General features: G+C 68.3%; 10 protein-coding genes. 9 read left to right on the top strand and 1 reads right to left on the bottom strand.

Annotated elements, in window-relative coordinates; all coding sequences use genetic code 11:
• Nucleotides 1-107: 107 nt before the first annotated feature.
• Nucleotides 108-974, bottom strand: a complete 867-nt coding sequence (locus tag ACTOQ2_RS23325) for an NmrA family NAD(P)-binding protein (RefSeq protein ID WP_440102137.1) — start codon at nt 972-974, stop codon at nt 108-110.
• A 113-nt stretch (nt 975-1,087) separates the two neighbouring features.
• On the opposite strand from ACTOQ2_RS23325, the gene ACTOQ2_RS23320 reads away from it, so the two are divergent.
• The 9 genes from ACTOQ2_RS23320 (at nt 1,088) to narI (ending at nt 12,533) form a co-directional block, all read left to right on the top strand.
• Nucleotides 1,088-2,020, top strand: coding sequence for an AraC family transcriptional regulator (locus ACTOQ2_RS23320; RefSeq protein ID WP_440102135.1), 933 nt, complete (start codon nt 1,088-1,090; stop codon nt 2,018-2,020).
• A gap of 251 nt (nt 2,021-2,271) precedes the next feature.
• On the top strand, nt 2,272-3,510 hold the full coding sequence (locus ACTOQ2_RS23315) for an ROK family transcriptional regulator (protein WP_440102133.1): 1,239 nt from the start codon (nt 2,272-2,274) through the stop codon (nt 3,508-3,510).
• A 177-nt stretch (nt 3,511-3,687) separates the two neighbouring features.
• On the top strand, nt 3,688-3,945 hold the full coding sequence (locus tag ACTOQ2_RS23310; RefSeq protein WP_440102131.1) for a hypothetical protein: 258 nt from the start codon (nt 3,688-3,690) through the stop codon (nt 3,943-3,945).
• A 474-nt stretch (nt 3,946-4,419) separates the two neighbouring features.
• Nucleotides 4,420-4,572 carry a hypothetical protein gene (locus tag ACTOQ2_RS23305; protein WP_440102129.1) on the top strand — a complete coding sequence of 51 codons (153 nt, stop codon included), beginning with the start codon at nt 4,420-4,422 and terminating at the stop codon, nt 4,570-4,572.
• Nucleotides 4,573-4,613: 41 nt separating this feature from the next.
• Entirely contained in the window at nt 4,614-5,663 is a 1,050-nt protein-coding gene (locus tag ACTOQ2_RS23300; RefSeq protein ID WP_440102127.1) for an MFS transporter, read from the top strand.
• Between the two features lie 90 nt (nt 5,664-5,753).
• Nucleotides 5,754-9,464, top strand: a complete 3,711-nt coding sequence (locus ACTOQ2_RS23295; RefSeq protein WP_440102125.1) for a nitrate reductase subunit alpha — start codon at nt 5,754-5,756, stop codon at nt 9,462-9,464.
• Nucleotides 9,464-11,125, top strand: coding sequence for a nitrate reductase subunit beta (gene narH / locus ACTOQ2_RS23290; RefSeq protein ID WP_440102123.1), 1,662 nt, complete (start codon nt 9,464-9,466; stop codon nt 11,123-11,125). Before ACTOQ2_RS23295 ends, narH begins: the two co-directional genes overlap by 1 nt.
• Complete coding sequence (gene narJ / locus ACTOQ2_RS23285) at nt 11,122-11,793, top strand: nitrate reductase molybdenum cofactor assembly chaperone (RefSeq protein WP_440102121.1); 672 nt, start codon at nt 11,122-11,124, stop codon at nt 11,791-11,793. The genes narH and narJ overlap by 4 nt, the downstream gene beginning before the upstream one ends.
• The gene (gene narI / locus ACTOQ2_RS23280; RefSeq protein WP_440102119.1) at nt 11,790-12,533 is read left to right on the top strand and encodes a respiratory nitrate reductase subunit gamma; all 744 of its coding nucleotides are present in this window, start codon (nt 11,790-11,792) and stop codon (nt 12,531-12,533) included. The genes narJ and narI overlap by 4 nt, the downstream gene beginning before the upstream one ends.
• The last annotated feature ends 9 nt before the right edge of the window (nt 12,534-12,542 follow it).

The following is a 12,542-nucleotide window of genomic DNA, read 5'->3' as shown; positions in this document are numbered from 1 at the left end:
AATTCCCGCTGCGGCCCGGCCGTCGCGTACCGGATCTCAGCCGGTCGCGACGTCGCCGGCCTCGGGCTCAGCGCCGAGACCATCCGGTGAGAGCCCTTCGGCCCAGCTCAAAGAGTGGTCTTCACGAGATGGCGCAGTGTCTCGCCGAGCGGGGTCGTGCACGTGAACCGCCTGTCGCCTCCGGGCTGGAGGATGCCTCGCTGCTCGGCGTCGTACAGGCCGGCGAGTTCCTCGGCGAGCTGGGGCGGAACGCCCGCCTCCACCATCGTGCCGACCCATGCGGGCTGCGGGATGGTCACCACCGTGAGCGGCCTGCCGAGAACGGCCGCCAGCTCTTCGGCCACCTGCCGTTCCGAGTACTGATGACCGTCCAGATCGATGATCTCGCCGGCCGTGGCGGGCGCCGTGAGGGATTCGGCGACCACCCTGCCGATGTCGCGTGTCGCGACCATCGGGACGGGCACATCGGCCGACGCGCCGAAGACCGGGTAGACGCCGGCCCCGAGAGCGGCGCCGAGCACCGTTTCGACCTTCTCCTGGAAGTGCGACGAGCGAATCGCGGTCAGGAGCACGCCCGTCTCTCGCAGCCTGTTCTCCATATGGTGGAGCCAGCGGATGGGACCGGTGCCCTCGGCCAGCTCGGCCCCGATCGAGGACAGCATCACCACGTGCGGGACGCCGCTGTCCAGGACCGCACCGGCGATCGAGTCGGCCAGCAGGCGATGGTAGACGTCGGCGTCGGCCGCCACCGGATCCGTCGGCAGCAGGACGAACGCCCCGCGGCAACCGCGGAACGCCTCCGCCAGCGCCGCCCTGTCGCCGAAGTCGGCGACGGAGACCTCGGCTCCCGCTCCGATCCATTCCGCGCTCCTGGCCGCGTCGCGGACCACGGCTCGCACCGGTTCCCCCTTGGCCAGGAGGTCCCGGGCCGCCGCCCCTCCCACGTGGCCTGTCACTCCTGTGATCGCGTACATCGGATACCTCCGGTGAGTCGTCGAGGTGGGTCACACCCCAGTGAACACGCGCCGGGAGAGACGATCCATATTCCGTACGCTCACTTCCATTTCTGTCCGTCTAAACTGAGGTGGTGGATCCGCTCGCTGACCTGCTCGACGGCGTTCGTGCCCGAAGCGCGGCGTTCTGTCAGGCGATCCTGGAACCACCGTGGTCGCTGCGGATCTCCGACGGCGCCCCGCTCGCCCTGGCCACCACGCTGCGCGGGCACGCCTGGATCATGCTCGACAGGGGTGAGCCGGTGCTGATGCGCACCGGGGACGTGGCCATCGTCAAGGGCCCGGATCCGTACACGATCAGCGACGATCCATCGACCCCGCCGGAGATCATCGTCCATCCGGGCAACCGGCTGACCACCATGGACGGCATCGACGTCACCGACGAGTTGCGGCTCGGGCCGCGCACGAGCGGACGCACCCCTGACGGGTCGGCGATCGTGGCCAGCGGGACCTACCAGGTCAGCGGAGATGTGAGCGAGCGGCTCCTGAACGCCCTGCCGGAGGTCGTGCTCGTGCCGCGGTCGAGCGAGCAGTCCCCGATCATGGAGCTGCTCGCTCAAGAGGTCAACAGCGAAGGGCCCGGCCAGCAGGTCGTCCTTGACCGGCTTCTGGATCTGGCGCTGCTCGCGACCCTGCGCGCCTGGTTCGCCCGCCCCGAGGCTCAGGTGCCCGGCTGGTACCGGGCGCAGAGCGATCCGTTGATCGGTCCGGCATTGCGGCTGATCCACGACGACCCGGCCCGCCCGTGGACGGTGGCCTCACTGGCGGAAAAGGTGGGCGCCTCGCGCGCGGCGTTCGCGCGCCGGTTCACCACCCTCGTGGGGGAGCCCCCCATGGCGTATCTCACCGGCTGGCGAATGGCGCTCGCCGCCGATCTGCTGCGCTCCTCCGACACCACGATCGACTCGGTCGCCCGGGACGTCGGCTACGCCAACGCCTTCGCGCTGAGCGTGGCTTTCAAACGAGTACGCGGCGTGTCCCCGAGCCGCCATCGGACGGGCGGGTAGCACGCCCGGCCACGATCGCCGACGCCCTGCCCTCCACCGGCCCTCCACCGGCCCTCCACCGGCCCGAAGGTGGACATCCGGACATCCCGCACCCACCGGCCGGGAGCAACGGGGAAATACTCTCGCGGCCACCGGCCGGTGTTGTCCTGGTGTGACAGGATCTGTTCCAGTGCTCGCGGTCGGCGTGGCCGCCCCGTCCCGCCGATGCGGCGCGCAACGATGGCAAGCCCCGAGTCGTCAGGATCCCCACGATGCTGAAAGCCGGTCGGTCCCAGGAGGAGATCCGCCAGCACAACCTTGGCGCCCTGCTCCGGCACGTGCACCTGGGCGGCCCGCTCTCCCGCACCGAACTGGCCGACCGGATGGGCCTGAACCGCAGCACGATCATGGGGCTGACCGGGGAGCTCACCGCGGCGGGCCTGGTCCGCGAGGAACTCCCCAAGGACACCGGCAGGGCGGGCCGGCCGTCGCTGGTGGTCCGGCCGGAGTCCGACCGGGTCTACGTGATCGCCTTCGACGTCCGGGTGGACCGGCTGGTCGCCGCCAGGGTCGGGCTGGGCGGAACGGTCCTGGACCGCAGGGAGGCGGTCCGGCCGCGCGCCGGGGCCGACCTCGACGACGTGGTCGGGACCCTCGCCGGGTTCGCCCGCCAGATGTACCGCGAGGCACGCCCGGACGCGGTGTGCGTCGGGGTCGGCGCGGCCTACTGCGGCATGATCCGGCCCGGTGACGGGATGGTGCGTTTCGGGCCGAACATGGGCTGGGTGGACCAGGCCTTCGGCACCGAGCTCGGTCTCAGGCTGGGGCTCGGGCTGCCGGTGTCGGTGGGCAACGAGGCCCACCTGGGCGCGCTGGCCGAGCACGAGCGCGGGGTGGGCGTCGGCTTCCGGAACCTGGTCTACCTGCACGGGGACGTCGGCGTGGGCGGCGGGATCATCGTCGGCGGCAAGCTGCTCGACGGCGACGGCGGGTACGGCTGCGAGCTCGGGCACATGATGGTGAACCCGTACAACGGGCGGCCCTGCGGGTGCGGCTCGCACGGCTGCCTGGAGGCGGAGGTCGGCGAGCAGGCCCTGATCGACGCCGCCGGCCGCTCCTCCGAGCTGACCGGCCGCGAGGGCGTACGGGCCGTGGTGGACGCCGCCGGGCGCGGGGACGTCGCGGCCGTGGAGGCGCTGCGCCGGATCGGCGACTGGCTCGGCATCGGGGTGGCGAACCTGATCAACCTCTTCAACCCCGGCCTTGTGATCTTCGGCGGGATGCTGCGCGAGGTCTACCAGGGCTCGGCGGCCCAGGTCCACAGCCGGGTCGAGGCCAACGTGCTGGTGATCTCCCGGGAGAGGGTGCGGCTGCGCACCTCGGCCCTCGGCGACGACGCCACCCTGACCGGCGCGGCCGAGCTCGCCTTCTCCGAGGTACTGGCCAACCCCCTGGAGGTGCTCACCCAAAGTGCCGGCCGGGCCGGAGGGGCGTACTCCGCCCCACGTTGACCGGCTTTCCCCGGTGAACGAGCGGCCCATGCCAGGGCCTCCGCACCCCGCCCAGCCGCAAGGCGGAGGCCATCCGCCGAACAACCCCCGACGAGAGAGACAGGATCGCGACTTCAGGCAGGTTCACCGCCCGAGGCCGATGGATAGAGGCCGGTGGTGCGTCGTAGGCTGCTGGTCGTGATCAGAGCTGTGGTGTTCGACGTCGGTGAGTGTCTGGTGGACGAGACGCGTGAGTACAGCACGTGGGCCGACTGGCTGGGCGTTCCCCGGCATACCTTCGGTGCGGTGATCGCGCGCGAGCTGGACTACCGAGAGACGTTCCAGATTTTTCGTCCGGGCTTCGACCTGTACGAGGAGCGGGAGAAGCGTGCCGCTGCGGGACGGCCGAGTGGTTCAGTGAGGATGATCTCTACCCGGATACCCGGTCGTCGCTGAAACAGCTTCGGGCCGATGGCCTGTGGGTGGGCGCGGAGCGTGCCGCGACGATACTGATCCCGGCACCGGCCGGGATCCGAGGGGAACACCGACTCCGAAGGTCCCGCAGAGCCGGGGAACCCGGCACTGTCTTGGTGGTCCTGTCTCGTCCTGCTTCACATTAAAAGGCTTATACGTCCCACATCTCGCAGCAGTCCGACAGAGAGGGTCTTCGATCCAGCGGACGATGCGGTAACCGGTATGGGCGGCGCACCCTTCGATCGAGGCGCGCCGGCGGGGCCCTGGCGGAGTCAAAGAAGGCGTGCAGCGCCTCCTATTTATGCGTTTATTGACAGCTCCGTCGTGGAACAGGTCGAAAGTCACTCACGAAAGGGACTTTGGGCGGCGTCCGAAGTGAGCCTGTTGGCACTGTGATGGCAGGGGTCTGGCCGCCATCTTGGGCATACCACCGCCAAACGGGGGAGAAGCAGGTTAATGACAGATGCGACACGGGGAGACGTGACGAGCGCCGCCAAGGCCGAAGATGAAGCGCCGACCGGCGCCGGCCGTCAATCGCTGGTGATGCTCGGGCTGGCGACGCTGGGCTTCGCGGTGAACTTCTGGGCCCGAGGTTCAAGGAACTGCTGAGCCTGTCGGCCTCTCAGCAGGCTCTGCTGGTCGCGATCCCGGTGATCGTCGGCTCGCTGGGGCGTATCCCCGTCGGCGCGCTCGCCGACCGCTTCGGCGGCAGGGTGATGTTCCCGCTGGTCTCGGCCGCCACCATCGTCCCGGTCCTGTTCATTGGCGTGGCGGGGCAGAATTCATTCGCGGCGCTGCTGGCGGGCGGTTTCTTCCTGGGCATCGGCGGGACCGTGTTCGCCGTGGGAGTGCCCTTCGTCAGCGCCTGGTTTCCCCCGCACCGCAGGGGTCTGGCCATCGGGGTTTTCGGAGTGGGCATGGGTGGCACCGCGATCAGCGCCCTGACCACGGTCAAGCTTGTGAAATCCGCTGGTTCGGCGGCGCCCTTCCTGCTCACCGCGATCGTGCTGGCGGTCTATGCCGTCATCGCCTGGACGATGATGCGTGACGCACCCGGGCGCACGGTCCCGTCCCAGCCACTCGGGGCGCGCCTGAGGGCCGCCGCGAGACTGCCGATCACCTGGCAGGCCTGCGTGCTGTACGCGGTGGCGTTCGGCGGTTATGTCGCGTTCTCGGTCTACCTGCCGGCTTACCTGCAGACCGCCTACGGGCTGGAGCAGGCCGACGCGGCTAATCGGATGGCGGGCTTCGTGCTGCTGGCGGTCCTGATGCGTCCCGTCGGCGGCTGGCTGTCCGATCGGTTCGGGCCGGTGCCGATCCTGGCCCTCGGCTATCTCGTGGTCGTCACCGGAGCCACGACGCAAGCCTTCACCCCGGCCCTGATGCCCGTGGGCACGATCGCGTTCCTGGCCATGGCCGCGGCTCTCGGCATCGGCAGTGGAGCCACCTTCGCGCTGGTCGCCCAGGGCGCCCCGGCCGACAAGGTGGGTTCGATCACCGGCCTGGTCGGAGCCGCCGGTGGTCTGGGCGGGTTCGTCCCGCCCCTGGTGATGGGTTTCGTCTACGGTCGGTTCGGGTCCTACGCCCTGGGCCTGGCACTGCTGGCCGTGGTCGCCGCGCTGACCGCCGCGCTGACGGTGACGGCGATACGTTCGGCCGCGTTACGGCGTGTGGCCGGGGCGGGTTCGGGTGGTGCCTGATGCGGGCGGTACGGCGACTGGGAGGAGACGGCTTCAACGCACTCGAACGCAGTGGCGAGGCGGCGATGAAATCAACGGAAGGCATCAGGCGTGAGCAGTGATTCGTGGTCAGGGGCGTCCGGGGACGGGCTGGACGACCCGTTCAGCCAGGCGCTGGTACGCACGCGCCGGTTCTTCACCCGCGCCGAGGTCTCCAAGGACCTGCGTACGATGTACCAGATCGGTGGACGCGAGGCGGACTCCTTCTACCGGGACCGGTGGAGTCACGACAAAGTGGTGCGCTCCACCCACGGCGTGAACTGCACCGGATCGTGCTCGTGGAAGGTGTACGTCAAGGACGGCATCATCACCTGGGAGTCCCAGCAGACCGACTACCCGAGCGTGGGCCCCGATCGGCCCGAGTACGAGCCTCGCGGCTGTCCCCGCGGCGCCGCCTTCTCCTGGTACACCTACTCCCCGACCCGGGTGCGCTACCCGTACGTCCGCGGGGTGCTGCTGGAGATGTTCCGCGAGGCGAAGGCCCGGCTCGGCGACCCGGTGCTGGCCTGGGGCGACATCGTCTCCGACCCCGAACGTGCGCGGCGCTACAAGGCCGCCCGCGGCAAGGGCGGCCTTGTGCGCGCGAGTTGGGAGGAGGCCACCGAACTCATCGCCGCCGCCCATGTGTATACGATCAAGGAGTTCGGGCCGGACCGGGTCGCCGGATTCTCGCCGATACCCGCGATGTCCATGGTCTCCCACGCCACCGGGTCACGGTTCGTGTCGCTCATCGGCGGGGCGATGCTGTCGTTCTACGACTGGTACGCCGATCTGCCGGTCGCCTCGCCCCAGGTTTTCGGAGACCAGACCGACGTTCCCGAGTCCGGCGACTGGTGGGACGCGGGTTACCTCATCATGTGGGGTTCGAACCTGCCGGTGACCCGTACGCCGGACGCGCACTGGATGGCCGAGGCCCGCTACCGGGGACAGAAGGTCGTCGCCGTCTCCCCCGACTACGCCGACAACGTGAAGTTCGCCGACGAATGGCTCGCTGCTCATCCGGGCACCGACGGTGCCCTGGCGATGGCGATGGGTCATGTGATCCTGACCGAGTTCTTCGTCCGGTGTGAGGTTCCGTACTTCACCGACTACGTCAAGCGCTACACCGACCTGCCCTTCCTGGTCGGTCTCGACGAGCGTGCCGGGCACTGCGTCCCCGGGAAGTTCCTCACCGCCGCCGATCTCGGCGACGCCACGGCGGCGCAGGAAAACGCCGCGTTCAAGACCGTCCTGATCGACGGGCGCACCGGCGAGGCCGTCGTGCCCAACGGCTCCCTGGGGCATCGTTTCGGCGAGGAGGGCAAGGAACGGTGGAACCTCGAGCTCGGTGACGTCGAGCCGCTGCTCAGCCTCCACGCCGACGACGCGGACACCGCGGTGGTACACCTGGCCCGCTTCGACGAGCCGGACGGCTCGGCGGCTGCGATGGTGCGCGGGGTACCGGTACGCCGGATCGCCGGGCGCCTGGTCACCACCGTCTTCGACCTTCTCCTGGCCCAGTACGGCGTCGCACGCCCGGGACTCCCCGGGCAGTGGCCGAGCGGTTACGACGACGCCGCCGAGCCCTACACGCCGGCCTGGCAGGAGCAGTTCACCGGTGTGCCCGCCGAGAAGGCGGCGCGCATCGGCCGGGAGTTCGCCGCGAACGCCGAGGAGTCCCGCGGCCGATCCATGATCATCATGGGGGCGGGGACGAACCACTGGTTCCACTCCGACACCATTTACCGCTCCTTCCTCACGCTCACCACGCTCACCGGTTGCCAGGGCGTCAACGGTGGCGGCTGGGCCCACTACGTGGGGCAGGAAAAGGTCCGCCCGATCACCGGTTACTCCACACTCGCGGGCGCCGCCGACTGGAGCCGGCCGGGACGCCAGATGATCCAGACTGCCTACTGGTACCTGCACACCGACCAGTTCCGCTACGACCGGTTCGGCGCCGACACCCTCGCCGGCACAGGCGGAGCAGGACAGCTCGCCGGCAAGACGACGGCGGACATCATCGCCCAGTCCGCCCGCATGGGATGGATGCCGTCCTACCCGACGTTCAACCGTAACTCCCTGACCTTGGCCGACGACGCGGAGGCCGCCGGCGTATCCGTCGGCGACTACGTGGTGGACGAGCTCAAGGCAGGCCGCATGCGGTTCGCGTGCGAGGATCCCGACGCGCCGGAGAACTTCCCCCGCATCCTCACCATGTGGCGCGCGAACCTGCTCGGCTCCTCCGCCAAAGGCAACGAGTACTTCCTCAAGCATCTTCTCGGCACCGACTCCTCCGTGCGCGCCGCGGAGTCGCCGCCCGGACTTCGCCCGAAAGACGTCGTGTGGCACGAAGAGGCCCCCACGGGGAAGCTGGACCTGCTGCTTACCCTGGACTTTCGGATGACCAGTTCGACGGTGTTCTCCGACGTGGTCCTGCCGGCTGCGACATGGTACGAAAAGCATGATCTCAATACCACCGACATGCACCCCTTCGTACACTCGTTCAACCCGGCGATCGCCCCTCCGTGGCAGACACGCACCGACCACGACGCCTTCCTGACGATCGGCCGCGCGTTCAGTCGCCTGGCCGCCGGCCATCTCGGAGTACGGCGCGACGTCGTCGCGGTGCCACTGCTGCACGACACGCCCGACGAGATGGCGACTCCGCACGGCGTTGTCCGCGACTGGAAGGCCGGGCAGTGCGAGCCGGTACCCGGCGTCACGATGCCGAAACTGGTGGTCGTCGAGCGGGACTACGAGGCGATCGGCGACAAGATGGCCTCACTTGGGCCCCTGGTCGACACTCTCGGCGCCACGACGAAGGGCATCACTTTCGACGTCACCCGCGAGGTCGACTACCTACGCCATAAGAACGGCACGGTCCGGGGAGGCGCAGGTGACGGCCGACCGTCGCTGGCCCGGGACATCGACTCGTGCGAGGCGATCCTCGCCTTGTCCGGTACCACCAACGGGCGCCTCGCCGTTCAGGGTTTCCACACCTTGGAGGCCCGGACCGGCACGAAGCTCGCCGACCTCGCCGCCGAGCACGAGGGCAAGCAGATCACCTTCGCCGACACCCAGGCCCGCCCCGTACCGGTCATCACCTCTCCGGAGTGGTCCGGGACCGAGGCCGGGGGGCGGCGCTACTCCCCGTTCACCATCAACGTCGAGCGCCTCAAGCCGTGGCACACCCTCACCGGGCGCATGCACTTCTTCCTCGACCACGACTGGATGGCCGAACTCGGAGAGGAACTGCCGGTCTTCCGTCCCCCGCTGAACATGCACACGCTGTTCGACGAGCCGCGCATCGGGGACAACGGGGTGCTGGGCATCACGGTCCGCTACCTCACCCCGCACAGCAAGTGGTCCATCCACTCCGAATACCAGGACAACCTGTTCATGCTCAGCCTGTCGCGAGGCGGACCGACGATCTGGATGAGCAAGGAGGACGCCGCGAAGATCGGCGTGCATGACAACGACTGGATCGAGGCTGTCAACCGCAACGGCGTCGTCGTCGCCCGGGCCGTCGTCTCCCACCGCATGCCGGAGGGGACCGTCTACATGCACCACGCGCAGGACCGCCTCATCGACGTGCCACGGACCGAGACGACGGGCAAACGCGGCGGCATCCACAACTCGCTCACCCGTCTGCTCATCAAACCGACACACCTGATCGGCGGCTATGCGCAGCTGTCGTTCGCCTTCAACTACCTGGGCCCGACCGGCAACCAGCGTGATGAGGTGACGGTTATCCGCCGCCGCGACCAGGAGGTCCAGTACTGATGCGCGTCATGGCCCAGATGGCGATGGTGATGAACCTCGACAAGTGCATCGGCTGCCACACCTGCTCGGTGACATGCAAGCAGGCGTGGACCAACCGCGGCGGCGTCGAGTACGTGTGGTTCAACAATGTGGAGACCCGCCCGGGACAGGGCTACCCGCGCCAGTACGAGGACCAGGAGCGCTGGCGTGGCGGGTGGAAGCTGAACCGGCGAGGACGGCTCACGCTGAAAGGCGGCGGGCGCCTCCAAAAGATGATCACGATCTTCTCGAACCCGAAGCTGCCGTCCATCCAGGACTACTACGAGCCGTGGACCTATGACTACGAGACGCTCACCAACGCGCCCCTGCAGGAGCACACTCCCGTCGCCCGTCCGAAGTCACTGCTGACCGGCAAGGACATGAAGATCGCGTGGTCGGCCAACTGGGACGACGACCTCGGAGGATCACCCGACCACGGCGACAAGGACGTCATGCTCAGGAACATCGCCGACAAGGTGAAGTTCGAGTTCGAGCAGACGTTCATGTTCTACCTGCCGCGTATCTGCGAACACTGCCTCAACCCGTCGTGCGCCGCGTCCTGCCCGTCCGGTGCGATCTACAAACGCTCCGAGGACGGGATCGTCCTGGTTGACCAGGACAGATGCCGGGGCTGGCGCATGTGTGTCAGCGGCTGCCCTTACAAGAAGATCTATTTCAATCACAAGACCGGCAAGGCCGAAAAGTGCACGTTCTGCTTCCCTCGCGTCGAGGTAGGCCTGCCCACCGTGTGCTCCGAAACGTGCGTCGGCAGGCTTCGCTACATCGGGCTGGTGCTCTACGACGCCGACCGGGTCCTGCAGGCGGCGTCCGCACCGGACGACAGGGACCTGTTCGCCGCGCAGCGCTCCGTCTTCCTCGACCCGTCCGACCCCGCCGTCATGGCCGAGGCCGAACGCGCGGGGATTGCGCGCGACTGGATCGAGGCGGCACAGCGCTCCCCCGTCTGGGCACTGATCAACAAGTACGAGGTGGCCCTGCCGCTGCACCCGGAGTACCGAACCCTGCCGATGGTCTGGTACATACCGCCGCTGTCGCCGGTGGTTGACGTCGTGAAGGACACCGGCCACGACGCCGAGGACAGGGGAAACCTGTTCGCGGCCATCGACGCGTTGCGCATCCCGGTCGAATACCTCGCCGAGCTGTTCACCGCCGGTGACGTGGAGCCGGTGAACGCCGTGCTGCGGCGACTGGCCGCGATGCGCTGTTACATGCGTGACATCAACATGGGCCGAGACCCCGACGAGACCATCCCCGGCGCGGTCGGAATGACCGGCGAGCAGATGTACGACATGTACCGGCTGCTCGCGGTCGCCAAATACGACGAGCGCTACGTCATCCCGCCCGCGCACGCCGAGCAGGCGCACAAACTTGAGGAGATCGCCACCGAGTGCAGCCTCAGCTACGAGGGCGGCCCGGGCATGGGCGGATCGGGACCGTTCGGCGAGGGGTCGGGCGGGGCGACTCCGATCGCGGTGGAGAACTTCCACATGCTCAAGGAACGCCAGACCTCCGACACCGTCTCCTCCCCCGACGACAAGAAGACGCGGGTCAACCTGCTCAACTGGGACGGCAAGGGCACCCCGGCCGGACTGTTCCCGCCGAGGGAAGGGCCGAAGCGATGAAACGCACACGACGGGCAGGCACCCGGGGCGCCCAGACGGATCGGCAGCACGCGATCGCCTGGCAGGCGGCCTCCCTGCTGCTGGACTACCCCGACGACAAGCTCTTCGGGCAACTGCCGCTTCTGCGATCAGGGGTGGCGCAACTGCCCGAGGACCTGTGCGTCCCGCTGAACGACTTCCTCGACCACGCCGAGTCGACGACCTCGATCCGCCTCGCCGCCCACTACGTCGAGATGTTCGACACCCGTCGCCGATGCTGCCTTTACCTCAGCTACTACGCCCACGGTGACACCCGCAAACGCGGCATGGCTCTGCTGCGATTCAAACAGGCCTACCGCGCCGCGGGCCTCGAACTCTCGGACCACGAGTTGCCCGACCATCTCGCCGTCCTGCTGGAGTTCGGCGCCACCGGAAACCTCGCAGAAGGACGGCGTCTTCTCCTGGAGCACCGCGCGGGCCTCGAATTGCTGCGTCTGGCGCTCACCGACGCCACGTCACCCTACGCCGACGTCGTCGTCGCCGTCTGCCGCACACTGCCTCCTCTCCAGGGAAAGGACCGCGACGCGGTGGCCCGACTCGCCGCGGCGGGCCCCCCAAACGAAGAGGTCGGCCTGCAGCCGTTCGCCCCGCCGGAGTACATGCCCAACACCATGGGAGCTCGCCGATGAACGCCCCACAGCCCACCGGTGGTATGGACATCCTGCTGTGGGTGGTCGTGCCCTACGTCTGCCTCACGGTCTTCGTCGTCGGGCACTTCTGGCGCTACCGCTACGACAAGTTCGGATGGACCACCCGGTCCTCGCAGCTCTACGAGAACCGGCTGCTGCGCCTGGGCAGTCCGCTGTTTCACTTCGGCATTCTCATCGTCTTGCTCGGCCACGTGATGGGCCTGGGCATTCCCAAGAGCTGGACCGAGGCCGTCGGCATATCCGAGGACCTCTACCACATCATGGCCGTCGGCATGGGAACCGTCGCCGGCTTCTGCACCCTGGCCGGGATGAGCATTCTGATATACCGCCGGCGCATGGTCGGTCCGGTGTTCAGCGCCACAACCAAGACGGACAAGGTGATGTACGCCGTGCTCGGCACGGTCATCGTGCTCGGGCTCGTCAACACGGTCATCGCCAACCTGTTCGGCCATTACGACTACCGGGAAGGTGTGTCGGTGTGGTTTCGCGGGGTCTTCCGCTTCAGCCCGCATCCCGAGCTGATGGCGCAGGCTCCTCTCGGGTTCCAGTTGCACGGCCTCGCGGCGTTCCTGCTCTTCGCCTTGTGGCCCTTCACTCGCCTGGTCCACGTTTTCAGCGCCCCGCTGGGTTACTTCGCCCGGCCCTACATCGTCTATCGCAGCCGCGATGACCAGCTCGGGAACCGGGCCCCTCGCCGCGGATGGGAAAGAGTGAAATAACCCATTCCA

This window comes from Streptosporangium sp. H16 (genome assembly GCF_051918855.1).
Lineage (GTDB): Bacteria > Actinomycetota > Actinomycetes > Streptosporangiales > Streptosporangiaceae > Streptosporangium.
The sequence above is the reverse complement of the archived record's forward strand: the minus strand, read 5'-3'. Positions and strand labels throughout refer to the sequence as shown.

What these genes read in the sequence shown, in the direction of transcription:
- ACTOQ2_RS23325 (WP_440102137.1), bottom strand. Translation starts at nt 974, where the DNA reads ATGTACGCGATCACAGGAGTGACAGGCCACGTGGGAGGGGCGGCGGCC.
- ACTOQ2_RS23315 (WP_440102133.1), top strand. Translation starts at nt 2,272, where the DNA reads ATGCTGAAAGCCGGTCGGTCCCAGGAGGAGATCCGCCAGCACAACCTT.
- ACTOQ2_RS23305 (WP_440102129.1), top strand. Translation starts at nt 4,420, where the DNA reads ATGACAGATGCGACACGGGGAGACGTGACGAGCGCCGCCAAGGCCGAA.
- narH (WP_440102123.1), top strand. Translation starts at nt 9,464, where the DNA reads ATGCGCGTCATGGCCCAGATGGCGATGGTGATGAACCTCGACAAGTGC.
- narJ (WP_440102121.1), top strand. Translation starts at nt 11,122, where the DNA reads ATGAAACGCACACGACGGGCAGGCACCCGGGGCGCCCAGACGGATCGG.
- narI (WP_440102119.1), top strand. Translation starts at nt 11,790, where the DNA reads ATGAACGCCCCACAGCCCACCGGTGGTATGGACATCCTGCTGTGGGTG.